This is a genomic window from Amycolatopsis sp. WAC 01376 (assembly GCF_003947415.1).
In the GTDB taxonomy this organism is placed as follows: domain Bacteria; phylum Actinomycetota; class Actinomycetes; order Mycobacteriales; family Pseudonocardiaceae; genus Amycolatopsis.
This window is the reverse complement of the sequence record NZ_QHKL01000002.1, coordinates 350,214-376,475: the sequence shown is the minus strand read 5'-3', so window position 1 is coordinate 376,475 and position 26,262 is coordinate 350,214. Positions and strand designations below refer to the sequence as shown.

Sequence of the window (26,262 nt, the reverse complement as noted above, 5' to 3'; positions counted from 1 at the left end):
GCGGCCAGCCCGGCGCCACGAAACGTCAGCCCGGCACTCAGCCTTCGAGTAGCGTGCGCCACTGCGCGATCCACTGCTCGCGCCCGGCCTGGATCTTGGCCGGTTCGAGCGTCTTCGGCTGCTGCGGCAGCGGCGCGGCCTGCGCCCAGCCCTGCGGGAGCTCGACGCCCTGACGGGCCGGGTACACGTACATGTTGCCCGCCACGGTCACCTGGAACTGCTGGGACAGCAGGAAGTCCACGACCTTGCGGGCCTTCTCGACCTGTTTGCCGCCCGCCAGCACACCCGCGTACTCGACCTGGCGGTAGCAGGTGTCCAGCAGCGCCTTCGTCCGCGGCTTGCCGTCATCGCCGATCTCGGCGGCGGGCGACGAGGCGTAGGAGACGACGATCGGCCGCGGGCCCTTGCCGGAGGAACCCGAGAATTCCTTGGTGTATGCCTCTTCCCAGCCGCTGACCGTCTTGAGCCCGTTGGCCTTCAGCTGCGTCCAGTACGCCTGCCAGCCCTGCTCGCCGAACTGGGCGACGGTGCCGAGCAGGAACGCCAGCCCCGGCGACGACGTCGCGGGACTCTCGGCGACCATCAGATCCTTGTACTTGGCGTCGGCCAGATCCGCGAACGACTTCGGCTCCGGGATCCCCTTGTCCACGAAATACCGGGTGTCGATGTTGACGCAGACGTCGCCGAGGTCGACCGCGGAAAGGCGGTGCCCCGGGTCGACGGAGTAACGCTGCGGGCCGCGATCGGCCTCCGGGCTGGTGTACTGCTCGAAAACGCCCTCGGTGAGCGCGCGGGAGGCGAACGTCGAGTCGATGCCGTACGCGACGTCGCCGATCGGGTTCGCCTTGGTCAGCACCAGTTTGTTGGTCAGCGCACCCGCGTCACCCTGCTTGAGCACGGAGATCTTGATCCCGGACTGCCGCTCGAACGCGTCGAGGACCTCCTGCGGGGCGAGCCACGAGTCGTGTGTCACGAGCGTGACCGTCGCCGGCGCCTGCGGGTCGTTCCCCGTGTTCCCGGAGAGCGAGCAGCCCGCGACGAGGGCGGCCACCGTGCCAGCCGCAACGACCGTGCGGAGGGCGCGTTTCATCTAGCCTCCTGCGATTTTCAAGGGGGGACCCGTGGCAAAAGTGCAGCGTAGCCGACGGCGTACCACCATGGAGTCATGGCGGAAATCTTGAACGACCAGCAAGCAGGCGAAGCCGTGACCAAGCTCTCCGGCTGGACCCGTGACGGCGTCACGATCGAGCGGACGGCGAAGCTCCCGAGCTTCCCGAAAGCCATCGAAGCCGTGGACAAGGTGGCCGAACTGGCGGAGGCGGCCGACCACCATCCCGACATCGACATCCGCTGGCGGACGGTGACGTTCCGGCTCAGCACACACTCCGCCGGAGGACTGACGGAGAAGGACTTCACGCTTGCGTCGCAGATCGACGAGGTACTCGGCGGCATGTGACGTCCGCGACGATCGCGCCACGAACCCGCTTCTCGGACGTCCAGCAAGTACGACCGACGAGAAAAGGACGAGTGATGACACAGGCGATCGTGGTGGGGTTCTCCGCATTCGGCGCGATGGTGGCTGCCGCTGCCGGAGTGCTCTGGTACACGGCGCGCGATCGGCATCACCAGCACGACCAGTGATCTTGCTCACACCGGCGTTCCGCAGGTAACGCGGAGCCTGATCAACGCGCTGTTCACGGCGGACCTGTCGCTTCTCTCCCCCGGGGGAACCGCCGTGAACAACGCCTCGATCACCGCCGCCCAGCGCGCCTGGGTGACCGCCTTCGCCGCGGCCATCACGCTGCTGACGATCGTCGTGCTCGGCCTCCTCGGCTAACCGGCCGAGTATGCCTCGCGGGCGGCGACAAGCTCCGGAAGGTGCTTCGCCGCCCACTCCCGGCATGCCTCCATCGGCTCGAACAACGTCCGGCCGAGCGAGGTGAGCTCGTATTCCACGCGCGGTGGCGTCTCGTCGTACGCCGTGCGTGTGATCATGCCGTCGCGCTCCAGCGCCCGGAGGGTCTCCGTGAGCACCTTCGACGTGACGCCCCTCAGCGGCACCCGCAGTTCGGAGAACCGGCGCGGCCCTTCCTCCAGGCACTGCACGACCAGGCCCGCCCATTTGTCGCCGATCCGGAACGGGGTCAGGTTCGACGGGCAACCCGGGGCGAACATGTCGGGACTCAACGGCTTCACCGGTCCGAAGTTACCCTCGCGGATGCCTCACAGGCCCGTGCTCGGCCAGTAGCCTCCGGGTGACCTCGGCCAGCCGTTTCGCCGCCGCGGGTTCGAAACCGGGTCCGGTCGGCGCGATCCGCCGTCCTTCGACGAACGCGCTGAGCGGCTCCGCGGGCGGGTCGTCGATCCTGGCGATGATCGGCACGATGCCCTCCTCGACCGGTTTGCCGTACCTCTTCAAGGCTTCGACGTGGGCGGCGGTCGCCGCGTCGTAGTCACCGGAAAAGCTCGTCGCGACACCGCCGGGATTGAGCAGTACGTAAGAGATCCCGCTCCCGGCGTGCTCGGCGGCGAAGGCGACACCGAGCAGGTCGTTGGCCCGTCCTGCCTGTAGTTGCGCGCCGACCCCCTGATAACCCCGCGTCAGCGAAACGTCGTGCCAGCGGATCTCGGGTTTGGCCGTTCCCGGGCCGGACACGTTGACGATGACCGGCCGCTCGGCCCTGCCCAAGGCCGCGGCGAGACCATGGCCGAGCAGGTGACGGCTCAGGTACTCCAACGCGAAAGTGCTCTCGATACCTTCGGCCGTCTCGACTCTGGCCGAGCGGAAGTGGCGGGCGCACAACACCAGCGCGTCCACGACGGGGAAGCGCTCGGCGATCAGTCCGACGACCTCCCGGTTGCGCGCGACGAGGCCGAGATCCGCCTGGATGAACGTCGCGCGGCCGGCTTCGGCGAACACCGCGCCTTTGGCCGGATCACGGCCGAGGACGACGACGTTGTCACCGCGGCCGAGGTACTCCATCGCGAGGGCTTTGCCCATTCCGTCGGTGCCGCCGGAGATCACGATCGTCTTCACCGGTCACCCCTTCCCGGCAGCCGCGTGGCGGCGGCGAGCAGGACGAGCAGGGTGCCTGCCACGAACCAGTACACCCCGTGCAGGCCCGCGACCGGACCGGTCGCGGTGCCGAGGAGCAACGCGACCACGGCGACCCCGATCGAACCGCCGAGCTGGTTGAGCATGTAGAGCACCGAACTTCCCTGCGGTACCAGTGGCCCCGGCAGCGTCCGGTACACCGCCCCCATCGCGGGCGGGCCCACGAAACCGAGTCCGGCGCCGAGGGCGAGCCCGGCGAGAGCGATGACCACGTCACCCGTCCCGGTGCCGGCCCTCGTGAAGAAGACAGCACTGAAGGTGGCCACGAGACCACCTGCCAGCGCGAGGTTGCGTGAACCGATCCGGTCACTGAGGCGTCCCGCCAGCGGGGCGGCGACCGCGGCTCCGACGCCCAGCGGCGCGACGAGCAGTCCGGCCGCGAGCGCGCCGTGTCCCTTGACCTGCTGGAAGTACAGCGGAAGGACGATCAGGCTCGCGAACATCGCCAGCCCGGTCAGCGCCATGACGGTGACGCTCGCGGCGAACCCGCCACGGGCGAACAGCCGGATGTCGACCAGCGGTGCCTCACCGCGCACCGCGTGAATCACGTAACCGATCAGCAACGCGGCACCCGCCACCAGCGGGACGAGCACCGGAGAAGAGCCGAAGTCCGCTCCGTCGGCCGCCTGGGAAAGCACCAGGAGCAGTCCCGCGAAACCCGGCCCGAGCAGGGCGACGCCGAGGACGTCGAGCCGTGTCCGTCGCTCGACAGGCGGATCCGCGGGCATGACGCGCACCGCGAGCAGCACCGCCAGCGCGCCGAGGGGCACACAGAGCAGGAACATCCACCGCCAGCCGAGACCCTGCAGCACCACGCCGCCGAGTACCGGGCCGAGCACGGGACCGAGCGAGAGCACGGCGGCCATCAGTCCCATCACGCGGCCGGCGCGCCGCGGCCCGGCGGCGCGGGCGAGCAGGGTGAGCACGAGTGGATCGAGGATGCCCGCGCCGATCCCCTGCAGTACACGGAAGGCGATCAGGCTTTCGATATCCCATGCCAGCCCGCACCCCAGCGAGCCGGCGAGGAACACGCCGAGCCCGGCAAGCCACATCCGCTTGCCGCCGAAGGCCTCTCCCGCCCAGCCGGTCACGGGGATGGTGACGGTGACCGCGAGCAGGAAGCCGGTCGAAACCCAACCCACGGTGCCCAGCGAGGCTTCGAAGTCCTCGGCGAGGTCGCGGATCCCGACCGCGACCATGGTGCTGTTCAGGATGCCGAGTGCGCCGCCGAGCAGGATCACGCCGATCAGCGACCGCAGCGAGGAGCCCAGCCGATCGTCCCGGATGGTCGTCATGTTCTTCCCTTCGAATCAGACTCATCAGTCTGGTTTTTCAGACCAGCGAGTTCGAGACTAGCAGGTCTGCTTCGACAGACTGACGAGTCTGGTTGTCCGGCCGTCCGGGTACGCTGACAGCATGAGTGGGACTGGTACGGCCCGAGGCCGGATCGACAAGCGGCAAGCGATCCTCGACGCGGCTTTCACCGTGTTCGCGCGAGAGGGATACGCGCAGGCGGGCGTGGACGTGATCGCGGCCGAAGCCGGCGTCGCCAAAGCCACCGTGTACAGCCACTACGGCGACAAGGAGAACCTCTTCCGCGAGACCGTCTCCGCGTCGGCGGATCAGGCACTGGCTGAGAACCTGGCCGTGGTCGAGCGGCTCACCGGCGCGGGCGACGATCTCCGGGCCACCCTGGAAACGGTCGGCCTGAAACTGCTCAAGTGCTACTGCGCCGACCGCTCATGGGCGCTGCGACGGTTGCTCGCGGCCGAGGCCGGTCAGTTCCCCGACCTGCTCGACGTCGTCGACACCCGCGCGGCGGACCGCGTCGCCGAGGCGCTGGCCGACCGGCTCGCCCGCCTCACCGTCTCCGGGCACGTTCACACCGCGGACCCGCTCCTGGCCGCGGACCAGTTCTTCGCGCTGCTGTCCGGTCCGGCCGACAAGCGGGCGAGGCTCGGCACGCGCAGTACTCCCGACACCGAACTTCGCGCCATCGCCGCGGCCGGCGTCGATACCTTCCTGAAAGCCTTCGGCGCCAAAGGTTGAGGGAACGTTACGGAAAAAGGGGACGAACGGAGGTTGCCCCGGCGGCTCCGTCACTCTTAGCTACTCGAACGAGTTTCTCCGAGAAGTGAGGGGTGTTCCATGGCAGGTCTGCGCAGACGTGAGGTGCTCGCGGGCGCGGTGGCACTGGCGGGCGCGGCGACGATCGGGCTCAACCCCGGCGCCGCCGCCGCGGCCACGCAGCAACGACCGGGCGCGCAGTTCCCGCCGTCGCTGGAGTTCGGCGACTACCCCGTGGTCGCGCGGGTCCGTTCGCGGCGGGCGCTGGAGCACCTGCGGGTGCTCAGCGACAGGATCGGCCCCCGCATCGCCGGTACCGAAGGCGAACTGCGGGCCAAGGAGTACATCGCGAAGGTGCTGCGCGAGCTGCGCTACCAGGTCACGCTGCAGCCGTTCCCGATCGCCGACAAGTTCCTGGGTGCCCTGTCGATCGGACGCGACAGCTGGCAGACCGGCTCCTCGCCGCAGGGCGCGCAGGACATCACCCGCGAGGCCGTCGTCGTCGACGCCGGTGACGGCAGCACCCTCCCCGAAGATCTGACCGGCAAGATCGTGCTGATCGCCGCCGTGACGAACAAGGCCGACGCGTACCTGACGGCCGCGCAGCGCGGAGCGGACGCCGTGCTGCTCGGCCGGATCGGCGCCGACCCGGCACGCAAGCTGTCCGCGTTCTCGCCGACGCTCGCCACCCCGGTCACGATCCCGGTGCTCGGCCTGGCCCAGGTGCAGGTGGAGCGCCTGCGCGAACGGCTCGCCAAGGGTTCGGTCACGGTGAAGGCGACGGCCACCCACCACAAGAACCTGACGTCGTACAACGTCATCGCCGAACGGCCCGCCACGTTCCCCGGCAAGGACGACGGCGTCGTCATGGTGACGGCGCACTACGACAGCGTCCCCGGCTCCCCCGGCGCCAACGACGACGGCAGCGGCACCGTGCTGTGCCTCGAACTCGCCCGCGTCCTGCGCCACCTGCCGACGAACAAGACGCTGCGGTTCGCGCTGTGGGGTTCGGAGGAGTACGGGCTGATCGGTTCGCGGCACTACGTCAAGAACCTGTCCGACGCGGAGGCTCAGCGGATCACCGGCTGTTTCCAGAACGACATGGTCGCCACCAGCTGGGACCCGGCGATCACCTACTGGCTGCTCTCGGTCGACGGTGCCGACAACGCCACGACCGCGGCCGTCAACGCCGCCGCCAAACGGCTCGGCTACGACCCGCGCGTCAAGGGCCCGGTCGCGCGCGGTTCGAGCGACCACGTGCCGTTCTTCGAGCGCGGGATCGCTTCCGGCAACTTCAGCTGGCGCGGCGAATCCGGCCCGGCGTTGCTGGAACCGACGTACCACACGCCGGAAGACACCATCAAGGACAACGTTTCCCTCGAGCGGCTTCAGGTTTCGCTGGAGCTGATCGGCTCGGCGGCGTACAGCCTGCTGCGGAAGTAAGTCACGCCGCGTGTCCCCGATGCCTTGCCGGGGACACGCGGCCCGCCCTCACCGTGTGTAGTCCACCGGCCCCAAGGCGATCGGGCCCGGATTGTTCACGACCCAGACGACGGCGAGCTCCTTCAAGCGATCGAGGTGACCGTCCGCGCCGCGGCCCGACCTGACCTGCTTCGCGATCTCCTTGGCTTCTTGGAGTTCTTCTTCGCCGAGAGGCTCGCCCCGCGCCACGAAACCCGGGAACGCGTCGGCCATCGCACGATAATCACGGTCCCAGTTCGCTCCGCCGTTCCGGAACATTTCGTCGAAGATCCGGCCGGTGACGCGGATGGCCTCGCACTGCACTGTCGCCCCCGCGCCGGCCGACGGCACGAGAAGCTCCCAAAGCGCTTTGTGCCGCTCCGGCCAGGGTCCGTCGGGCACGACGATCGGCGATACCCCGTCGTGCGTCGACCGCCGGGCGACCGGCTCGACCCCGAAGATCCGGTACAGCTCACTGAGCGCGGCGTCGGTCTCTTCGAGGAAATCGGGGTTGAAGTTCTCCCGGTGGAACTCGAAACCACTACCGATCCGCTCGACCTTCCGACGCATCCCGGCCGTGATGCTCGCACCGTGTTCGAGCAGCAGCTTCGCGATCTCGACACACTCGGGGATATCGGCGTTTTGCGTACTGATCAGGCCTCGCGCCAACAACGTGTTGCCGCGCCTGTCGAGCACCTCGGTCGATGCCCCGTGCTCGATCAGCACGCGCGCCGCCCCGGCATTCAATCCGTCCACAGCGGTCTGAAGCGGCGTTTGCCCGGAGCGGTCGGCCGCCTCGATGTCCGCGCCGAGAGAGAGCAGCAAAGGAATCTGCGCGATCGGCTTCGGAGCAGCGCGTGAAGCCCGCGCGTGAAGCGGTGTCCTGCCGTAGCTGTCCGGGGTGTCGACGGCGAGGCCCTGCCCGGCCAGCCAGACGATGAGCTCGTCCGGGCACTCCGGGAAGCCGATGGCGGTCCCTTTGGCATAGCCACCCCGCGCGTCGATCTCGCATTTGCCGAAGACGGCTTTGAGCTCCTCCACCGGGGCCGAGGTCAACCTCTCCGCGAAGTCTTTGGGAAGGGTCTTGCGCTTTCGTGCCACCGTGCTCTCCTCAGCCGAAATCCGGGCGCAGTTGTTCGCGCATCGGTGTCCTCGATACGCGCATCTAGACCTCGTCGCCCTTCGCGCGCTGCAGTTCGAGGTACTTCTGCATGACTTCGGAGACCACCGGGCCCTCGTCCGCGGGCGAGATGTCGGCGTCGTCGATGTGGAACCGCCGCAACAGTTCGAGTGCGGCGTCACTGACGAGCAGGTCGACAACGGTTTCGAGCACGAAGTCCTCACCGCCCTCCTCCGTGCCGGTGGGGATGAGCCGCTCCCAGTCACGAGGAAGGCCGAGGTGGCTGTAGAACATGTCGAACTGTTCGTCGGTAGTCACCACTACCTCGCCGAGCTCATAGCCGGTGAGTGGCGAGGCCCGGAGCGCGTCGGCGAGCCTGCCGGTGACGATCCAGTACCCGCTCGTCGTGACGATGTCGTCGCCGAGCCAACCGGCGAACTGATAGTGAAGCGGGCCGACGAGTGGTTCGTCCCCACGCCGCGGGTCATAGTCGATGCCTGGGCCCAAGCCGCCGGCGACCTCGGGTTCGAAATAGTGATACCCGAAACGACCTTCCGAAGTACTCATGCCCAGCGCTCGAGTTCGGCGTCGATACGCGGATCCGTGCGGACCCACACCTCGCCGTCGGCGGCTCCCGGCGGAGCGTCCACGCGCTCGAGCCCGAGCGTCCGGACCAACGTCAGAAGCTCGTCCCGCTCCTCGCCCACGTCCTCGAGGGAGTAGCTGTCGAACAGGACGTAATGCACGTCCCAGCGGTCGTTGTACCCGGAGTCGGCCCAGATCTCGCAGAAGCCTTCCACCAGCTCCCGGTCGAACGGCACGACCTGCTCCGGCTCGCGCGCCGTGGCGAAACCCCTCGCGATGTCTTCGGAACCCCACCAAGCCACGGCTTCGGCGACCGCGGCCGGGGTGAAGTCCTCCAGCGCGAGAAAGCCCTCCAGAAGCCAGCCGACCCCGGTGTCCTCGACGCCCAGGTCTTCTTCATGCAAACGGGACACCAGCCCGTCCGCCATGGCGCAGGGACCGGAGAAGGTGAAGACGCCGGTGGCGGCCACGAGGGTGCCGCCGTCAGGATGCGAGGCATTGAGCGTCGTATCCGCTTCCGGCACGTTCCTCACCAGGCCGAGAAGGTCTGCCGGTACGCCGTCGTAGAGCGCTGCCTGCGCCTGCGGGTCTTCGAAGAAGTTGAGGTCGCCGGTGTGGTCGAACGTCACCACGAGACCGCGGCCCTCGGCGGTGAACCAGGCGTTGACCGTGTCGCCGCCGCCGTTGCCGAAGCCGAAGTGCGTGACCCCGTCGACCGTCGACGGCTCGTGCCCGTCGATGCGGGTCAGGACGTCCAGCCGGCGGCGCAGCTCGCGGGGGTGGGTCCGCCGGAGCATCGACTCGTCGAACAGGGAGCGAAGCCGGGCACGCTCGAAGGCGGCGACGTCGGGCCACCAGAGACCGTGGTGGTCGAGGGCGCTGAAACCGCCACGGGCGAAGTTGGCCACCTGGGTCCGGTAGTCACCGCGGTTGGTGACGAGGCGGTATTCGATCCGCGAGTCCTGCGTCCCCTTGGCCCGGCAGATGGTGCCGGCGTCGAACATGAGCGACAGCGCCTCTTCGCTCTCCTCGTCCTCGACGCGGAACGACGCGTTGTCGTCGGCACGGTGCCGGTCGACGAACTCCTGGAACGCGTCGGGCGCGGACTGAGTATCTCCCGGAGCCCACTTCTGCTCGTTGTCCTTGGCGTCGCGGAAGGTCAATGGTCGCATCGTCATCCTTGCTTTCTGGCCTCGTCGGCGGCTTCGGAGCACATCAGGAAGCTCACCGTGCGCACCGCGTCGTCGGCGAGGTCCGGGAAGGCGCGGCGAACCGCACGCTGGACCTTCTCCTCGATTCGCCGCCAGTCACGCTGATTCACGCCGTCCTCACTCCTTCGGCGGTCGCGGTGGATCCGCATCCCGGCGCACGCCTGTTCCGCGGTGGCGATCACCCGCAGCACCTCGGGAAGCAGGCCGGGATCGACGGCGCCCGGATCCCGGACCGCCTTCCCGCCGTACGGGTAGCGGCCCGTGTACTTGAGGAGCGCCTCGTCGAGCGGGGCCGGCCGGGCGGGAACACGGTTCGCGTCGTACTCGTGGACGAGCGACCAATCGGACCACGTGCTCGCGGAGCGCAACGCCTCGAAGAGCTGCCCGCGTCCGAGCAGCTCGACGTCCGCGCCCTGGGCGACGAGCCGGCGTTCGTCCCAGCGGATGCCCCGGAACAGCGACTCGACGTCGGCGGGAGCGCCGAAGAGGATCGGGTCCAGCAACGCGACCGCCGCGCGTTCGTCGAGCGGCCCCCGGATCCCGGCCGCCACGCACAGCGGCAGGATCGCGCTCCACAGCAGCAGATACCGGGTCAGGTCGCCCCGGATCACCTCGAGGTGGGCCTCCGAGATCGGGAAGGCGAACCTGCGAGGATCATGGTTGGCGTTGGCTCCGGCATCGAGTTCGAGCCTGAGCTCGCCGTCCGCGCGGATCACTCGCGGCATCCAGGGGCTCGCGTGGGCGAAGTGGACCTCGGTCATGACGACCATCCGCGAGCGACCTGGCCGAGGACGTCGACGATGCCGCGGGAAACGACCTCCAGCTGACTGCGGCTGCCGATGATCGGCCGAGGGTAGGGCGGATTCGGATCGGGCTCGCCCCGGAAGCGGCGGATGGCCAGCGCCATCGTGTGCAGCATCTCGGGCCGCCCCTGCTGCTCGCCGTCCACTAGTACCACCAGACCGCACTCCTGGGAGTTGAGCCCCCGCCCGAGCTGGACCGCCAGGCTGCACACGGCCGGTCCCGCGGCGACCTCCACGGTGAACGACCGATGGCGCGCGTCCGGGACCCTCGATCCTCGCGAGACCTCGGCGCCTGCCGCGCGATACGCCTGGATGAACTCGCTCACGGGGAGCGCGGCGTACGCGCCACTCGCGGTGAGCAAGGAGTCTTCCTCGTAGGTATCCGTCGCCTCGGCCGCCCAGTCACGCTTGGCGTCACACCAGCGGTACCAGTTCTCCGCGAAGTCCGTGCGCGCCAGGGCATGGGCGAGCGGTGAGGGGGCGGGGCTCGTCATGCGGTTCATCCTCGGTCCGTGGCGGCGTGCTCGAATGGCCGCATGAAGAAGACGAAACGCGGGCCTCTGCGGTTCCTCGTGATCGCACGCACGGCACCCGGCCACCACCCGCACCCCATGGAGGTGGCGCTGCACCCGGCCGGCGCCGCTTCCCGCGTCTCGATCTCGGTGGGCCCGCATCCCGTGAACGCGGGTGGGCAGGTCGCCCTCTCGCAGGTGCTCGACGAGTCCCGGACCGGGCTCAGTCCGAACTGGACAGAGGAGTTCGACGAGGCGGACCTGCACTGGGTGGTGCCGTACCTGGTCCGTCTCCAGGCCGGGGAGGACACGACGGACGAGATCGTGGCGGCCTACACGGCGCGGCACGGCAAGCCGCCCGCGACGATGTCCCAGGAACGCTACGGCGTCTGATCAGACGTTGAAGCGGATTCACGACGTCGCCGTCGGCTCAGGCCGTAGTCCTGGCCGGGAGCGGCCGAGTGGGCTCATCGAGGGCCGAGCGCTCCGACGAGCAGGTCACCGACCAACCTCAAGTCCTCGATCTCCACGTCTCGCCCCTCCGGCACAGCTCTGATCTTTCGCAGCGATTGAGCTTCAAAGCGATCGAACCATTGTCGAGTGTGAAGAAGTGCGTCGGCGCGTAGCTGCGATTCAGCGGATTCAAGTTGATCTCGCGATGCCGGCCCGCAGGTTCGGTCAAGCGTGATTCGCACGATGTCCAGGAGATCCGTTCCCTCTTTGGCGGCGCCACGATTCATTATCGACTGCAGTTTCATCGCGATAAGGGGACCCGGCTCGGCAACTCGCACCGTAAGGGGCGGGAGCTCTTCCGCGCTGAGCAAGAGCGCAGACGCAGTAGACGCCGCCCACGCATGAGCTTGGACATGTAGGCGGTCGGTCGGGTCGTCCGGAAGATCATCGATGTCGGCGTCAGTAACCTCGAGTACGTCAACCTGCACCTCACCCCACGGGGTGCGAACCAAGGCGCCGGCCGGCCCGCTCGGCGTCGCACCGGCCGCCACCAGGAGTTGAAGCTGTGAGTCCTCGTTCACGGCTCGACGATCAACCGTGTCGAGGTCGGTTGTCACCCGGTACGGCGTCGTCAGCCGGCACATGACGGCGAGGCCGCCCACAAGCACGACCGCACGTCCCGTCTGCTCGGCCACCACGGGTATCGCGCTGACGATCTGGGTCATCGACCTTCCGGTGAGAACCACGACCTCAGGCTCACCAGACACGAGTCCCGACCTTCTTCTCAGGTGTCCAGCCGTCGATGATCTCTCTACCGCGTCCCGGATCCTGCGCGAGGTCGAGCGCGACAAAAAGAGGATCCGCCAGCGGCCACTCCTCGTTCGTCCATTCCGTGGCATCGACACGACGAGCGCACACCAGCGACACGGGAGCGACGCGAACTCGGCCGGCGCGTGAGGAAGACGCCGTGGCCGGCCCCAGCAGTTGGACGGCGCGCCGCAACGTACTTTGGTCTGGAACATAGAAGTCGGGCGGGTGACCAGCACGGATCGAAACGGGTGCCCCGTAGACCGCCGCCGCGTTCGTGTCGGTCAACGCCCATCCGACGGTCGATTCCACGTCTTCTACCCCCAGCCGGAGTGCGGCATTGTCCCGCCCTCCACGCGGCATCGGAACGCTCGCCACGTCACGGCTCACGGTCTTCCAGTTCTCGGCGAGTTCCCAGAACAAGCCGGGAACCGCAGGCCTGTTGTCCTCATCGACGAGTCCTGCGGTCCGCAAAGCCGCAAAGGCTTCGGAAATCGAACTCGGCGCGCGCGACAACATCTTCGCCGCTGCTCGGACCCCGACTTTCTCAGCCGGATCGAGCAGTAACAGAGTGGCGAGTTCGATACCGACCTGACCAGTTATGCCCTGCCGCTCGCCATCCGGCTTCAGCAACGAAGGGATATCCGAGTCGATGAACAAGCCTTGGCCCGTCAGCCTCAGATGTCCCCGCAGGTCCAGCCAGCTGCAGCCCGCTTGATTCAGCCTGTCCCGCGCGTCCGAGGTGATCCTGTCCGCCACAACCACAAACGGCACATCGCGATGCGCGCTCGTCGACCATCGGCGAAGTTGGCCCGGCACGCTGTCCGCGGTGATCAACGCAGCCGACTTGATCTGAAAAGCGATCTTCCGGTCATCCGGCAACATGACGGTCACGTCGCCGCCTTGATCCACCCCTGTCACGAGACCAAGCGACTCAGTCGCGCCAACGATGGCATCCACGACGGCGCGCTCTCGCTCGAGAGGTCCCATGAACACATCATGCCCACTGTTCGATGTTCGGTCAATACCGAACACCGAACACCACTCGATGGCCCCGGAGGCGCCTTAGCTACTCACACGAAGTGATCAGACGTTGAAGCGACTTCCGGGCGAGTCCAGTCCGCAAGGCGCTGGGCCGCTTCCTCGTAGACAACGGTCCCGGTCGCTGCCGCGATCACCAGCTCGTACGCGTCGTCCTCCGGCGCTTCCAGGTCGACACCGTTGAGGCCGTAAAAAACGAACACCGCCATCCAACCCAGCCGCTTGTTGCCGTCGACGAGCGGGTGATTGCGGACGAGCGATTCCAACAGAACCGCCGCTTTTTCATGCAGACCCGGATAAGCGTCCTGCCCCGTCAGCGACGACCGTGGCCGATGCGCCGCCGCGTCGAGCAAGCCCACGTCCCGAACCCGGGAAACGCCAAGGTCGGTCGCGAGAGTGAGCAGGTCGTCCAGGGTCAGGTACTCGATCTTCACTGCGCCAGGCGATCGAGCAACGACGCGTAGCGCGCCCGCCCGTCGCGCGACAGGGCACGCACTCGATCGTCACGGACAGACCGGGCCGCGGCGTCGGTGATCGCCCGCACGATCGCTTCGTGCTTGCTCACCCCGTTGACCTCGGCGAGCAAGGCCAAGGCGCGCTCCTGCTCGTCGTTCAGCCTCAACGTCATCGCCATGAGCCCATGATACCACTTCGGTATCATGATCAAATTCTGCTTTAGGCGCTGGAGTGGAATTCCACGCCTGCTGCAGCGATGCGACGCACGAAGTCGTTGGCCCAGATGACTGCCTCTTCGACTGACGGCATCACATCCAGACCCTCTGCCGCTTCGGCGTAGAGCGTGTCCCACCGTTCACCCGCGACGATGCCCGGCGGCCATACCTGCTGCCGTCGGTAGTCGAAGAGCCGTACGCACGTCTCGGCGACCTGTTCGAGGTCGAGACTCTCACGCTTCTCGAGAAGTTGGAGATCGGCGAGATCGCGCGCACGTTCGTTGCCCTCACTGGAAACAGCGTGCAGCTTCTGAGCTATCTGGTGGTCTGTGCGCATCACCGGCACCGGCTTGGGAGCTTCGAGGCCGACTTCAGTGAAGAGCTCGGCCAAGTCCTCGGCGAGGTGGAACTCGGGCTCGTCGGCATCGCCGATCTCGTTGTGACCGAGCTCGAACTTCACTGTGCACCACGCTCTGCCTCGATAGTCGAGCTTCACCTCGAAGGGCTGCATGACGTACGCCGTCGGAACGGCCGGAGGACGGGGTGGGGCTTTCTCGATCAATCTGCCGGTGAAACCGGCCCAGCCCTCCGCTAGAGACTCCTCGAAGTCACTGCGGAATCGGCCGAGCGTCTGAACCCGCGCGGCGTCAAAATCCTGGGTGAACCTTGTATCGCGCCCGTAGCGCAACGCCATCGCACTGCCGCCTTTGACCGCCCCTCCGGGCAGCATCTGGCCGACGACGACCAGTGCCATGCTGATCCTGCGACGCTGCGCCAAGCCGTCGCCGCCTTCGAGATTGCGGACGCGCTGCTCCAGGGAGCGCACACTCGTCGGCACGCCGGAATACCTCACGGCCGAATCCCTTTCTTCAGACCCCGCCACTCGGCGGTCGTCAGCAGCCCTTCTGCTCGCGCTTGCTCGGCGGCAGCCAGAAGACGTTCGGCCTCGATACGTCCACGACACTCAAGGAGGGCATCAGCAACGGTTTGGGACTCAAGCCCCTCGTAGTACGTCGTCCGCACGTCGCCTCTCACCTGGGTCAGCTCGACGAACGCCGGCAGCTTCGAGCGCGCACGCCGATGAACAGCCACCTTGATCCGCCGGGGGTTCACCTCAGCGAGCCCGAACAGTGCCAATACCGACTCGCCATGGAGATACGCACCCTTGCCGACACGGAGGAGCGCCTCTGCGAATTGGTCGTATCTCGTGGGAGGAACGTCCGGCACGCGGTACAGCCCGTATGCGACGTTCTCCAAGCCACCCCGGGCAGCCAGCTTCGGGAGCTCAACGGCAGGAACGCCTGCCTCGACTGCGTCGTTCGTAGTCACATACCCGTAGTGATCGAGCGCTATCTCGCGAACGATGTCCCGGTACTTGACCTCGGAAGCCATGTCACAACTCTACCGAAACCGGTAGAGTTGTGACAAATGGCGCCTCGACTAGACGTTGAAGCGGAACTCCACCACGTCGCCGTCGGCCATGACGTAGTCCTTGCCCTCCATGCGCACCTTGCCCGCGGACCGGGCGGCGGCCATGGAGCCGTGCTCCATCAGATCGGCGAAGGACACGACCTCGGCCTTGATGAAGCCGCGCTCGAAGTCGGTGTGGATGACGCCCGCCGCCTGCGGGGCGGTCGCGCCCTGCGGGATCGTCCAGGCGCGGGACTCCTTGGGGCCGGCGGTGAGATAGGTCTGCAGGCCGAGGGTGTGGAAACCGGCGCGGGCCAGCGAGTACAGGCCAGGCTCGTGCTGGCCGACGGACTCCAGCAGCTCGCGCACGGACTCCTCGTCGTCCAGCTCCAGCAGCTCGAATTCGACCTTCGCATCGAGGAACACTGCGTCCGCGGGGGCGACCATCTTGGCCAGCTCTTCGCGACGGGACTCGTCGGTGAGGATGCCTTCGTCGGCGTTGAAGACGTAGAGGAACGGCTTCGTGGTGAGCAGGCTCAGCTCGCGCAGCGCCTCGAAGTCGACCTCTTTCTGCGCCTGGAACAGGGTCCGGCCGCCGTCGAGGATCTCCTTGGCCTTGACCGCGTTGTCGAGGGCGGGCTTGGCTTCCTTCTTGGTCCGCGCCTCCTTCTCCAGCCGGTGTAGCGCCTTGTCCAGGGTCTGCAGGTCGGCGAGGATGAGCTCGGTGTTGATCGTCTCGATGTCGCTCGCCGGGTCGATCCGGTCGTCGACGTGGATCACGTCCGGGTCGTCGAACACCCGCACGACCTGGCAGATCGCGTTCGCCTCGCGGATGTTCGCGAGGAACTTGTTGCCGAGGCCGGCGCCCTCGGAGGCACCCTTCACGATGCCCGCGATGTCCACAAAGGACACGACGGCGGGCACGGTCCGCTCGGAGCCGAAGACCTCGGCGAGCTGATCCAGCCGCGGATCCGGCAGCGGGACGACACCGACGTTGGGCTCGATCGTCGCGAACGGGTAGTTCGCGGCGAGCACGTCGTTGCGGGTCAGCGCGTTGAACAGGGTGGACTTGCCGACGTTGGGCAGGCCGACGATGCCGAGGGTGAGACTCACGGGCCAGAAGTCTACGTGCCGTCCGCCGCCCCATCCGCCGAGGCCTTGATCGCCGTGTCGGATTTCCGCCAGCCGCGCCCTCGACCTGGTGGCACGATCGAGGTCATGACCGAGCAGACCTTGGCCGAACGGGCCGTGTGGCGCGACACCGAACGGTGTTACCGCGCCGTCGCCGCCCGTGATTCCCGGTTCGACGGCCAGTTCATCATGGCCGTGGCCACCACCGGGATCTACTGCCGTCCGTCCTGTCCCGCGTCGACGCCGAAGCAGCAGAACGTCCGTTTCTACCCGACGTCGGCGGCGGCACAGGCCAACGGCTTCCGCGCCTGCCGCCGCTGCCTCCCCGACGCCGTCCCCGGCTCCCCCGACTGGGACATCCGGGCCGACCTCGCCGCGCGGGCGATGCGGCTCATCTCGGACGGGGCCGTCGAACGCGACGGCGTCCCGGGGCTCGCACGGCGGCTCGGCTATTCCGAACGCCAGCTCGGGCGCGTCCTCACCGCGGAACTCGGTGCCGGGCCGCTGGCGCTGGCCAGGGCGCATCGGGCGCACTCGGCGCGCCTGTTGATCGAGATGTCCGGCCTCCCGCTGACCGACGTCGCGTTCGCGGCGGGTTTCTCCAGCGTCCGCCAGTTCAACGAGACGATCCGGGAGGTGTTCGCGACAACGCCTTCGCAGCTTCGCGCGGCGAGCCTGCGTCGCGGGCGTCGCAAAGCCGAAGAGTTGCCGACCGGGACCCGGCTGAGCCTGCGGCTGCCGTTCCGGAAACCGTTCGACGCGGCCGGGGTGCTGGACTTCCTGGCCGACCGGGCCGTCCCCGGCGTCGAGCACGTGACGCGCGACGAGTCCGGGGTGACCGGCTACGGGCGCACGCTGCGGCTCGCGCACGGCTCGGGTGTCGTATGGCTGACTGCGAAGGACGACCACGTCCGCAGCGACCTGCGGCTCACCGACCTGCGCGACCTGAGCAGCGCGGTGGCCAGGGTGCGGCGGCTGCTCGACCTCGACGCCGACCCGGAGGCGGTCGCGCGGGTCCTGGGGGCGGACCCGGCACTCGCGCCACTGGTCGAGGCGATCCCCGGCATCCGGGTGCCTGGCACCGTCGACGGCGACGAACTCGTGCTGCGCGCGCTGCTGTCCCCCGCCGAGGCGGCGTCGCTCGCCGACGCCTTCGGCGAACGCCTGCCCAGCTGCGACGAGTCGCTGGAAGGGTTGACCACGCTGTTCCCGACGGCGGCCCAGGTCGCCGAACACGGTCCGGAACGGGTGGCCGCCGTGGCCAGCGCGCTGGCGGACGGGGTTTCGGTCCACGTCGGCCGCGATCCCGCGGAATTGCGCGCGGAACTGCTGGCGATCCCGGGAATCGGGAATCAGACCGCGGACTACGTCCTGATGCGCGTACTGGGCGCGCCGGACGTCCTGCTGACCGGCGATCCGGCGGTGCGCCGAGGCGCGGCCGCACTGGGGATCGCCGACGACGAAACGACGCTGGCCGAACGCGGACGGGCTTGGCAGCCCTGGTCCTCGTACGCCGGCATGTACCTGTGGCGCGCCGAAAAGGGAGAATGATGAGCATCGCGTATTGGTCCACGATGGACACGAAGATCGGCCCGTTCACCGCCGTGGTGGCGGGTGACGGGGCCGTGCTCGCCTCGGGCTGGACAAGCGACGTCGCCGAACTGACGCCGCTGATCTCGCCGTCGCTGACCCCCGGCGAGGTGAAGGAGCGGCGCGACCTCGGACCGGTGAGCACCGCGATCCGCCGGTACCACGACGGTGACCTGGACGCGGTCGCCGACATCGAGGTGCGGCAACGGTCCGGCGCTTTCCGGGAGCACGCTTGGGAAATCCTGCGGAAGGTGCCTGCCGGCGAGCCGGTGAGCTACGCGGAATACGCGGCGCTGGCGGGGAATCCGGCCGCGGTGCGGGCGGCCGCGTCGGCATGTGCGAAGAACGCGGCGGCGTTGTTCGTGCCGTGCCACCGGGTGGTGCGGACCGGCGGCGGCGTGGGGAACTTCCGGTGGGGTGTCCCGGCGAAGCAGTGGCTGCTGACGCACGAAGCGGTCTGATTCCGCCCCCTCCGAATGCTATGAACGGACCGTTCCTTGCAAATTTTGCAAGGAACGGTCCGTTCATAGCGCGCGAGGAGCGGGTCAGGCGGCGTGGATCTCCACCGAAGAGCCCGTACGCGACTTCCGGATCCGCAGCCGCGTCGGGATCCGCTGCCGCAGTTCCTCCACGTGCGACACCAGCCCGACCACGCGACCGCCGGCGCGAAGCTCGTCGAGGATGTTCATGACGATGTCGAGTGTCTCGGCGTCCAGCGTGCCGAAGCCCTCGTCGATGAACAGCGTGTCCAGCAGCGCTCCGCCGGTTTCGGCGGCGACGACGTCGGCGAGGCCCAGTGCCAGTGAGAGTGACGCGAGGAACGACTCGCCGCCGGAGAGTGTCTTCGCGGGCCGGACGGTGCCGGAGTAGTCGTCGAGCACGTCGAGGCCGAGCCCGCCGCGGGTACCCCGGGCACCGGCGGCGTCGGAGTGCACGAAGGAGTAGCGGCCCTGGCTCATCGTCCGCAGGCGAGCGGTCGCCGCGACCGCGACCTCCTCCAGCCGCGCGGCCAGGACGTACGAGCGCAGCGACATCTTGCGCGCGTTCTGCCCGCGCCCGTTGACCACTTCGGCCAGCGCCTTCAGTTCGCGATACCGCTCTTCGACCGGCGCCAGTTCCGCCATGAAGGACGTCATCCGCTCGGCCAGCCCGGTCAGGTCCGTGTGCCGGGTCTTGGCCGCCCGCAGTGCCGCGAAGGCCTGCTCGGCCTCGGCTCGCGTGCCCTGCGCCGCATCCGCCGAAGCGGCGACGTCGATCTCGTCCTCCGGCGAGATGCCGAACAACTCGGGCTGCGCGAGTTCCTCGCGGGCGGCCCGTTCCATCACGTTGGCGTCGGTGAGGCTGTTCTCCAGTTTCGTGATCTGCTCGTCCGGCCGCGACGCGGCACGCATTTCGTCGAGATCCGCGAAACCCTTGGCCCGCAACGCTTCCTTGACCAGTTTCGCCTGCTCGTCGCGGCGTTCGCGGGCGCCGGCGACGGCGAGCCGTGCTTCGGCCAGCGCGTCGAGACGGGTCGCGAAGCCGAGCAGGTGCCGACGCTTCGCCCCGACGTCGGCGAACTCGCCGCGTGCGGAGTCCAACCGTTCTTCGCGTTCGGCCAGCCGTTCGACGAGGCCTCGGGCCTCGGTCTCGACCTCGACGGCGGTCCCCTCGGCGGCGCGGCGACGTTCGGTCAGCTGCTCGATCTTCCGTTCCAGCGCACCGACCTGGGCCTCGAGAGCGGGCTTCCGGCGAGCCGCCTCGGACAGCGTGGCGACCAGATCGCGTGCCTCGCCGAGCTCGGCCCGCAGTGTCTCGGCCGTGTGCTCGCCCAGCCTCTTGATCAGGACCGCCAGGCCGTTTTCGGCTTCCTGCAACGCGGCTTTCGCCTTCTCGCGCCGCACGTGCGCCTGCTGCTCCGCGACTTCGGCGCGGCGTTCGTCCTCGGGATCGACCAGACCGCCGGTGTGCGTCGCCGGCGACGGATGCTCGGTCGCCCCGCAGACCGGGCAGTCCTCGCCGTCGTGCAGACCGGCGGCGAGTTCGGCCGCCATCCCTTCGAGACGCCGCTCCCGCAGGTCCAGCCGGTGCTGACGGGCATTCTGATGACCGTCCACGGCTTCACCGACCACTTCGCGCGCCTGCGTGACGGCCTGCCGCGCCCGGGGCACTTCGTCGGCGTCGCGCACCAGCGCGGTCAGTTCGTCGGCACGGGTGCGAGCACCGTCGAGCTTCGCGTTGGCCTCGGCGGCAGCGGCCTCTTCGACCCGCAAGGCCGCGAGCTTCTCCGGCACGGTGCCCAATTCGGCGGCGAAGTCTTCGGCCTGCTTCCGCGCCTTCTCCGCGGCGGCGTCCAGCTGCGCCAGACGAGCCAGATCCCGTTGCTGCTGCTCGCTTTCCGCCACGAGTTCGGCGAGAGCACCCGCCTCTTCACGCAGACTGCCGGCACGAGCGCGAAGTTCGGCGGCGGAACTGTCCGCGGCGTCGGGCACTTCCTGGGCACGGAGAGCTTCCGCGGACTCGGCCTCCGCGAGCTGATCCAGCCTGCGTTCGAGGAGATCGGCGTCGGCGGCCACCGCGGCCGCCCGATGTGCCGCCTCGACCTCTTCCGCCCACTCCGCGCGCTGCCCCGCCTGCTCGGCGATCGCCGAAAGGCGTGTGTACGCGGTGCGCACGCGGCGGATGCGTTCGGCGGCCGACCGGTTCTCCTGCCAGACGATCTCGGCCGTTTTCGCCGCCGCGCGGGCTTTCGCGTCCCGCTCCTGTGCCTCGGCGACCCGCTCGGCCGACTCGGTGAGCACCGCGTCGACCCACTCGGCCTGGCCCTCTTCCGGCGCTTCCTCCTGTGCGACCTGCGCGAACCGCGCGACCCACTCCCGCAACGACTGCTGCCGTGCCGCCAACTCGCGGCCACGTTCGGCACGCAGATTCGCGAACCAGTTTTCGACGTCGGAGAACCGCTCGGTGCCGAAGAGCCGCTCCAGCAACTCCTCGCGTTCGGCCGTGTTCGCCCGCAGGAACCGCGCGAATTCGCCCTGCGGCAGCAAGACCACCTGGAAGAACTGCTCGTGCGTCATGCCGATGAGCCGTTCGACCGTGCGCGCGACCTCGTCGATGCGGGTGATGCCTTCGGCGACGTGTCCGGCCGGCACCGTGCCGACCCAGCTCAGCACCGCTTTCGCCTGCTGGAGGGTCATTCCCTCGCCGCGGCGTTTGGGCCGCTGGTACTCGGGGTTGCGCGCGATCCGCATCCGCTGGCCCTGCACGGTCAGTTCGAGGACGACCTCGGTGACCTGGTCGGGCTCGGCGAGATCGCAGCGCAGCCGTTTGACCTCGCCACGAGCGCCGGGAACCGTGCCGAACAACGCGAACGCGATGGCGTCGAGCAGGGTCGTCTTCCCCGCGCCGGTGTCACCGTGCAGCAGGAACAACCCGTCGGCGCCGAGCACGTCGAAGTCCACCACCTCGCGGCCCGCGTACGGCCCGAAAGCGGCGACCTCCAACCGGTGCAGCCTCATACTTCGCGCTCCCTGCCCGCAGCGCCCAGCGCCGCCAGCACCAGCCGCTCCTCACTGTCCGACGGCGCGGATCCGCGGCAGTCCTCGAGGAAACTACGCGTGATCTCGACGTCGGACCGCCCGCGGACGGCTTCGGCGTACTTCAGCGCGGCCCCGTCATGGCCGCCCTCCGGCTGCCAGTCCATGTGCACGGCGTACGGGAACCGCTCACGCAGTTGGCGCATGGCGTCGATCGGGCGGACCCGGTCGGTCACGGTGAAGGAGAGGAAGTGGTCGGTGAGGCCGTCGTGCTCCGGATCCGACAGGAGGTCCGCCAGCTCGCCGCGCAGCATCGCGAGATGGCGCGGCACCGGCAGTTCATGCCGCCGGACCTCGGCGAGCCCGTCGGCGTCGAGATCCACCAGCCAGACGGATTTCCGTTGGCGTGTCTCGGAAAACGAGTACGCCAGCGGACTGCCCGAATAGCGCAGGTGCTCGGCGAGGGTCTGCGGACCGTGTAGGTGGCCGAGCGCGACGTAATCGACGCCGTCGAACACCGAACCCGGCACCTGTTCGACGCCGCCGACCGCGATGGTCCGCTCGGATTCGGTCGGCTCGCCGCCGGTGACGAAGGCGTGCGCGAGCACCACCGACCGCGTCCCGGACGGCCGGGTGGCGAGATCCTCCCGGACCCGCCGCATCGCCTCGGTGAGCACACCGGTGTGGCCGCGGGCCTCGGGCACGCCGAGGGCGTGGCGCGCGGGCTCCGGTTCGAGGTACGGGATCCCGTAGAGCGCGACCTCACCGTGTTCGTCGGGCAGCAGCACCGGTTCGGCGAGACCGTCGATCGTGGCGCGCAGGTACAGACCGCCCGCCGCGGCGAATTCGGCGAACGCGCCCAGGCGCGGCGCGGAGTCGTGATTGCCGGGGGTCATCACCAGTTTCGCCCCGGCCTGCCGGATCCTGCCCAGCGCGGTCGTGGCCACCCGGACGGCCTCCGCCGAGGGCACCGCGCGGTCGTAGATGTCCCCGGACACGAGCACGACGTCGACCGACTCGGCGATCACGAGATCGGCGACGTGGCCGAGCACGGCTTCCTGTTCGGCGAGCAGATCGGCGCCGTGGAAGGTGCGGCCGATATGCCAGTCGGACGTGTGCAGGAGCTTCACGCAGCCCAAGGTAGGGCCGCGCACCGGCCGGAGAGGGGAGGCGCGCCCTTGGCGGCACCGCGCTTTCCGACACGCCGGGGACGGCGCAGGTCAGATACGGAGCGCGACCGCGCCGCTGCGTTTTTGTCGGTGGGTTCCGCCATGATGTCCCCGACTCGGATCCGGAGGGGAGGTACCGGTGGCGACGGTGATCACCACCGCGGCCGTCGTGCTCGCGTTGCTGCTGCTCGTGGCCGCCGCGCTGCTGTGGCGGCTGTACAACGACGGCATGCGGCGGGCGGACGCGGCGGCGAAACTGGTCGCCGCCGAACGGTCGAAGGCGGATCAGCAGCAGCTCGCGCTGCGGCGGTACGAGGTGGCGTTCGCCTCGATCAGCGGCCGCGGCGAACTGGGCGAACAGGTGCTCCTGGAGACCGCACGCGCGCTCGGGCTCCGCGAGGAACTGCACTTCACCCTGCAAACGGATCTGGCGGGCGGCGGCGCCGCGAAACCGGACATGGTGCTGCGGGTCGGCGGCGGCCGGACCGTACCGGTCGACGCGAAGGCGAGCATGGCTTGCTGGGCCGAGGCCGTCGAAACGAACGACCCCGAGGAACGGCTGGACGCGCTGCGCGTCCACGTCCGGCAGCTCCGGTCGCGGGCGGCCGAGCTGGCGGGCAAGGGCTACCAGCGCTGGGCCGACGCGATCTACGGGACGATCATGTTCGTCCCGTCCGACGCGGCCGTGGTGGCCGCGCTGGACACCGACCCGGAACTGCTGCGCTGGATGCTGGACCGGCGGGTCTTCGTCTGCGGGCCGACCGGATTCGCCGTACTGGCTTCCGCCGCGCTGTTCGCCGCGACCGAACGGGCACTGGTCGAGGACGTCGAACAGGTCCGGGCGGGCGCCGCGGCCGCGCACCGGGCCGCGGGCAACGCGGTCGACGCGCTGAACCTGTCGAGCACCCACCTGCAGCGCTTCATCTCGGCCCGGCGGCGGGAGCTGGAGGCGCTCGAGAGCTTCCGGAGCACGGTCTCCCCGCTGACGGACGCCGCTGGCAGCCCGGCGGCGGTCCCGCTGATCAGGAAGGCGGACGAACTCCCGGCCTCGTGAGTGCCCAGGACGGCGGCGCGTGAAGTTGGGCGCCGGCTCGCTCGGGGTTCGCTGTGCCGGGGGCTGAAGGGGACTTTCCCCGCATGCGATGCGGGGAAAACGCCCTTCGCCGCGTGCGACGAGATGAAGGACCCCTTCAGCCCAGGCGTCGGTCGATATGCGCCACCATCGCCGGCGGCGCGTGAAGGCCCCCTTCCCTCGGCTCAGCCGAGGAAACTCGACCTTCACACCGTCCCCAGTACCTGAAGGACCCCTTCATGTACTTCCGGCAGCCGGCGCGCCCGTACCGCACGGCCGAGCACAGCCTTCCCCACCTGCGACTTCCGGAATCGGAGGCTCCATTTCGCCCGGCCTGACAACCTTGTCGGCCACTTACTCGTAGTACCTCCCGTAAACACCCGGACAGCCCGTCCGGGTGGTCCGGAATGACCACTACCAGGCGATAGACACACCGCCTGTTGGCGGTATGCCCGCAGCTTGGATATACGGTGGGGCCTGTGACCGCGATTCGCGATCGCCAGAGCGATCCTGATGCCGACGACGTTCCCGTTGCCTGGGACGAGCGTCCGCTCGTCGGCGCCAGGCGCGGGCTGCCCTGGTGGGCTGCCGTCCTGGTCGGCTTCGGGCTCGCCATCCTTGGCGCCTTCGTCGACATGATGCTGCAGAAGGACCTGGGCCTGCTGTTCAAAGCCTGCTACGCGCTCGGCGCGGTGGCCGCCGTGGTGGCCGTCCAGCGCCGCGGGTTGTTCGGCCCGATGGTGCAGCCGCCCCTGGTCCTCGCCGTGACCGTCCCGGGAGTGATCCTCCTGACCTCGGACGGCAGCAAGGGCACGGACCTGCTCTCGAGAGCCTTCGACGTCGGAACGCCGCTGATCAACGGCTTCCCGACGATGGCCATCACCACCGGCGTCACCTTGGCGATCGGTGTCTTCCGGATCTACCGGGAACGCGATCCCGACGCCCCGGTGAAGGTGAAGCCGGGTACCAAACCGGACCGTCGCGACGAGGCCAAGCCCGCTGTCCGTCCCGCGGCCGCCGCGCCGGGTCGTGGCCGCCCCGCGTCCCGGACCGGGCAGACCCCGCCCCCGCCGTCCCGCCGTGGCGCTCCGCGAGACGGTGCCCCGCGAGAGGGTGCGCCGCCCCGCCGCCGTCCTGTCGACGACGAGCGACGCCCCCGCCGCGACGCCGAACCCGGCGCCCGCAAACCGCCGCCCCCGGGACGTCAGCCTCGGCGGCCGAGGCCGCCTGAAGAGGGCGAACCCCGCCGCCGTGACCCGCGTGGCGAAAGCGCTCCCGGTGCCCCGCGCCGCCGTCCGCCGCGCGCGGACGACCCGCGCCGCGGAGGGCAGCCGCCGCGCCGCCGCCCCTGGGACGACGAGCGGTGAAGCAAGGGACCTTTGCTATCGCCTGAGCCCTGACCAGCGAAAAGGGCCGCCCGAGGAACTCCTCGGGCGGCCCTTTTTCGTAGCGGGCGTCAGGCCTTGGCGGCCTTGCGCAGCTCGTGCGGCAGCGCGAACGCGATCTTCTCGTTGGCCGTGGTGACCTCGTCGACGTTGCCCCAGCCGCGCTCGGCCAGCCACGCCAGCAGGTCCATGACCAGCACCTCCGGCACCGAAGCACCGCTGGTGACGCCAACGGTCTCGACTCCTTCGAGCCACGCTTCGTCGACTTCGTGCGCGAAGTCGACCAGGTGCGACGCGCGCGCCCCCGCCTTCAGCGCGACCTCGACCAGCCGCTTCGAGTTGGACGAGTTCGTCGAGCCGACCACCAGCACCAGGTCGCACTCGGCGGCCATGGCCTTGACCGCGACCTGACGGTTCGTGGTGGCGTAGCAGATGTCGTCACTGGGCGGGTCGGCCAAGCCGGGGAACTTGTCCCTCAGCTGATCGACGCGCTCCATGGTCTCGTCCACCGAAAGGGTGGTCTGCGACAGCCAGATGACCTTCGACGGATCACGGACCTCGACCTTGTCGACGTCCTCGTCGGTGTCGACGAGCTGCACCTTGTCGGGAGCCTCGCCGGCGGTGCCTTCGACCTCTTCGTGGCCTTCGTGGCCGATCAGCAGGATGTCGTAGTCGTCCTTCGCGAACCGGTTGACTTCCTTGTGCACCTTCGTCACCAGCGGGCAGGTCGCGTCGATGGTCCGCAGGTTGCGCTCGGCCGCCTCGGCGTGCACCGCGGGCGAGACGCCGTGCGCGGAGAACACCACCAACGCGCCTTCCGGCACCTCGGAGGTCTCGTCGACGAAGATCACGCCGCGTTCGCGCAGGGTGTCCACGACGTGCCGGTTGTGCACGATCTCCTTGCGCACGTACACCGGTGCGCCGTAGAGCTCGAGTGCCTTCTCGACGGCGATGACCGCGCGGTCGACCCCCGCGCAGTAACCGCGGGGCTTGGCGAGCAGGACACGTTTGCCACCTGCCGGCACACCGGACTCGGTGATCGTCGGACTGCCGGCTGGCGTGATTCCGGGACTCGCAGAACTCATGCCCCCAGGGTACGGGCTGCCCTGGGGGCTCCTCGCACTCACGTTCAGGTGACCAGGGA

The 26,262-nt window shown here is 68.9% G+C and carries 25 protein-coding genes and 1 pseudogene; 8 read left to right on the top strand and 18 right to left on the bottom strand.

Annotated elements, in window-relative coordinates; genetic code table 11:
• Positions 1–37: 37 nt before the first annotated feature.
• A complete protein-coding gene (locus DMH03_RS11075; protein ID WP_125791926.1) occupies positions 38–1,090 on the bottom strand; it encodes a thiamine ABC transporter substrate binding subunit in 1,053 nt (350 codons plus the stop codon).
• Between the two features lie 75 nt (positions 1,091–1,165).
• Here DMH03_RS11075 and DMH03_RS11070 point away from each other — a divergent pair, with 75 nt between their 5' ends.
• Complete coding sequence (locus DMH03_RS11070; RefSeq protein ID WP_125791925.1) at positions 1,166–1,456, top strand: 4a-hydroxytetrahydrobiopterin dehydratase; 291 nt, start codon at positions 1,166–1,168, stop codon at positions 1,454–1,456.
• 377 nt (positions 1,457–1,833) lie between these two features.
• Here DMH03_RS11070 and DMH03_RS11065 read toward each other — a convergent pair whose 3' ends face one another.
• From DMH03_RS11065 to DMH03_RS11055, 3 genes are read right to left on the bottom strand one after another with little or no spacing between them, the layout of a single operon-like run.
• Positions 1,834–2,175, bottom strand: a complete 342-nt coding sequence (locus tag DMH03_RS11065) for a helix-turn-helix domain-containing protein (RefSeq protein WP_125792877.1) — start codon at positions 2,173–2,175, stop codon at positions 1,834–1,836.
• Between the two features lie 31 nt (positions 2,176–2,206).
• Positions 2,207–3,037 carry an SDR family NAD(P)-dependent oxidoreductase gene (locus DMH03_RS11060; RefSeq protein WP_125791924.1) on the bottom strand — a complete coding sequence of 277 codons (831 nt, stop codon included), beginning with the start codon at positions 3,035–3,037 and terminating at the stop codon, positions 2,207–2,209.
• On the bottom strand, positions 3,034–4,410 hold the full coding sequence (locus DMH03_RS11055) for a DHA2 family efflux MFS transporter permease subunit (RefSeq protein WP_125791923.1): 1,377 nt from the start codon (positions 4,408–4,410) through the stop codon (positions 3,034–3,036). The genes DMH03_RS11060 and DMH03_RS11055 overlap by 4 nt, the downstream gene beginning before the upstream one ends.
• A gap of 121 nt (positions 4,411–4,531) precedes the next feature.
• Between DMH03_RS11055 and DMH03_RS11050 the strand changes: the two genes are divergently transcribed.
• Both DMH03_RS11050 and DMH03_RS11045 read left to right on the top strand, forming a co-directional pair.
• The gene (locus DMH03_RS11050) at positions 4,532–5,164 is read left to right on the top strand and encodes a TetR/AcrR family transcriptional regulator (RefSeq protein ID WP_125791922.1); all 633 of its coding nucleotides are present in this window, start codon (positions 4,532–4,534) and stop codon (positions 5,162–5,164) included.
• 99 nt (positions 5,165–5,263) lie between these two features.
• A complete protein-coding gene (locus tag DMH03_RS11045; protein WP_125791921.1) occupies positions 5,264–6,625 on the top strand; it encodes a M20/M25/M40 family metallo-hydrolase in 1,362 nt (453 codons plus the stop codon).
• Between the two features lie 48 nt (positions 6,626–6,673).
• On the opposite strand, the gene DMH03_RS11040 is transcribed toward DMH03_RS11045, so the two are convergent.
• From DMH03_RS11040 to DMH03_RS11020, 4 genes and pseudogenes are all read right to left on the bottom strand, one after another.
• A complete protein-coding gene (locus tag DMH03_RS11040; protein WP_125791920.1) occupies positions 6,674–7,744 on the bottom strand; it encodes an ankyrin repeat domain-containing protein in 1,071 nt (356 codons plus the stop codon).
• A 64-nt stretch (positions 7,745–7,808) separates the two neighbouring features.
• Positions 7,809–8,330, bottom strand: a complete 522-nt coding sequence (locus DMH03_RS11035; protein WP_125791919.1) for a hypothetical protein — start codon at positions 8,328–8,330, stop codon at positions 7,809–7,811.
• Positions 8,327–10,284, bottom strand: a pseudogene (locus tag DMH03_RS42530) (DUF6357 family protein). The gene DMH03_RS11035 and the pseudogene DMH03_RS42530 overlap by 4 nt, the downstream one beginning before the upstream one ends.
• A 32-nt stretch (positions 10,285–10,316) precedes the next feature.
• On the bottom strand, positions 10,317–10,856 hold the full coding sequence (locus DMH03_RS11020) for a hypothetical protein (protein WP_125791916.1): 540 nt from the start codon (positions 10,854–10,856) through the stop codon (positions 10,317–10,319).
• Between the two features lie 42 nt (positions 10,857–10,898).
• Between DMH03_RS11020 and DMH03_RS11015 the strand changes: the two genes are divergently transcribed.
• Complete coding sequence (locus tag DMH03_RS11015; RefSeq protein ID WP_125791915.1) at positions 10,899–11,267, top strand: hypothetical protein; 369 nt, start codon at positions 10,899–10,901, stop codon at positions 11,265–11,267.
• A gap of 74 nt (positions 11,268–11,341) precedes the next feature.
• On the opposite strand, the gene DMH03_RS11010 is transcribed toward DMH03_RS11015, so the two are convergent.
• The 7 genes from DMH03_RS11010 to ychF all read right to left on the bottom strand — a co-directional run bounded on the left by DMH03_RS11010 (position 11,342) and on the right by ychF (position 16,369).
• Positions 11,342–12,052: a prevent-host-death protein gene (locus DMH03_RS11010; protein WP_125791914.1), complete on the bottom strand. Its 711-nt coding sequence runs from the start codon at positions 12,050–12,052 to the stop codon at positions 11,342–11,344.
• A gap of 31 nt (positions 12,053–12,083) precedes the next feature.
• Positions 12,084–13,124: a transcriptional regulator gene (locus DMH03_RS11005; RefSeq protein WP_125791913.1), complete on the bottom strand. Its 1,041-nt coding sequence runs from the start codon at positions 13,122–13,124 to the stop codon at positions 12,084–12,086.
• 83 nt (positions 13,125–13,207) lie between these two features.
• The gene (locus tag DMH03_RS11000; protein WP_125791912.1) at positions 13,208–13,609 is read right to left on the bottom strand and encodes a type II toxin-antitoxin system death-on-curing family toxin; all 402 of its coding nucleotides are present in this window, start codon (positions 13,607–13,609) and stop codon (positions 13,208–13,210) included.
• Positions 13,606–13,809: a ribbon-helix-helix protein, CopG family gene (locus DMH03_RS10995; RefSeq protein ID WP_125791911.1), complete on the bottom strand. Its 204-nt coding sequence runs from the start codon at positions 13,807–13,809 to the stop codon at positions 13,606–13,608. The genes DMH03_RS11000 and DMH03_RS10995 overlap by 4 nt, the downstream gene beginning before the upstream one ends.
• A gap of 41 nt (positions 13,810–13,850) precedes the next feature.
• Positions 13,851–14,684, bottom strand: coding sequence for a nucleotidyl transferase AbiEii/AbiGii toxin family protein (locus DMH03_RS10990; RefSeq protein ID WP_199748827.1), 834 nt, complete (start codon positions 14,682–14,684; stop codon positions 13,851–13,853).
• An 11-nt stretch (positions 14,685–14,695) separates the two neighbouring features.
• The gene (locus DMH03_RS10985; RefSeq protein WP_125791910.1) at positions 14,696–15,238 is read right to left on the bottom strand and encodes a type IV toxin-antitoxin system AbiEi family antitoxin domain-containing protein; all 543 of its coding nucleotides are present in this window, start codon (positions 15,236–15,238) and stop codon (positions 14,696–14,698) included.
• Between the two features lie 48 nt (positions 15,239–15,286).
• Complete coding sequence (gene ychF / locus DMH03_RS10980; protein ID WP_125791909.1) at positions 15,287–16,369, bottom strand: redox-regulated ATPase YchF; 1,083 nt, start codon at positions 16,367–16,369, stop codon at positions 15,287–15,289.
• Positions 16,370–16,474: 105 nt separating this feature from the next.
• Here ychF and DMH03_RS10975 point away from each other — a divergent pair, with 105 nt between their 5' ends.
• Entirely contained in the window at positions 16,475–17,938 is a 1,464-nt protein-coding gene (locus DMH03_RS10975; protein WP_125791908.1) for a DNA-3-methyladenine glycosylase 2 family protein, read from the top strand.
• Positions 17,938–18,438, top strand: a complete 501-nt coding sequence (locus tag DMH03_RS10970; RefSeq protein ID WP_125791907.1) for a methylated-DNA--[protein]-cysteine S-methyltransferase — start codon at positions 17,938–17,940, stop codon at positions 18,436–18,438. The genes DMH03_RS10975 and DMH03_RS10970 overlap by 1 nt, the downstream gene beginning before the upstream one ends.
• Positions 18,439–18,522: 84 nt before the next feature.
• On the opposite strand, the gene DMH03_RS10965 is transcribed toward DMH03_RS10970, so the two are convergent.
• Both DMH03_RS10965 and DMH03_RS10960 read right to left on the bottom strand, forming a co-directional pair.
• A complete protein-coding gene (locus tag DMH03_RS10965) occupies positions 18,523–21,474 on the bottom strand; it encodes an AAA family ATPase (protein WP_125791906.1) in 2,952 nt (983 codons plus the stop codon).
• Entirely contained in the window at positions 21,471–22,622 is a 1,152-nt protein-coding gene (locus DMH03_RS10960; protein ID WP_199748826.1) for an exonuclease SbcCD subunit D, read from the bottom strand. The genes DMH03_RS10965 and DMH03_RS10960 overlap by 4 nt, the downstream gene beginning before the upstream one ends.
• A gap of 178 nt (positions 22,623–22,800) precedes the next feature.
• On the opposite strand from DMH03_RS10960, the gene rmuC reads away from it, so the two are divergent.
• Together rmuC and DMH03_RS10950 are read left to right on the top strand one after the other, a co-directional pair.
• Positions 22,801–23,715, top strand: coding sequence for a DNA recombination protein RmuC (gene rmuC / locus DMH03_RS10955; RefSeq protein WP_125791905.1), 915 nt, complete (start codon positions 22,801–22,803; stop codon positions 23,713–23,715).
• Between the two features lie 497 nt (positions 23,716–24,212).
• The gene (locus DMH03_RS10950; RefSeq protein WP_125791904.1) at positions 24,213–25,100 is read left to right on the top strand and encodes a DUF6542 domain-containing protein; all 888 of its coding nucleotides are present in this window, start codon (positions 24,213–24,215) and stop codon (positions 25,098–25,100) included.
• Positions 25,101–25,189: 89 nt separating this feature from the next.
• On the opposite strand, the gene DMH03_RS10945 is transcribed toward DMH03_RS10950, so the two are convergent.
• Complete coding sequence (locus tag DMH03_RS10945) at positions 25,190–26,203, bottom strand: 4-hydroxy-3-methylbut-2-enyl diphosphate reductase (protein ID WP_199748824.1); 1,014 nt, start codon at positions 26,201–26,203, stop codon at positions 25,190–25,192.
• Positions 26,204–26,262: the final 59 nt, after the last annotated feature.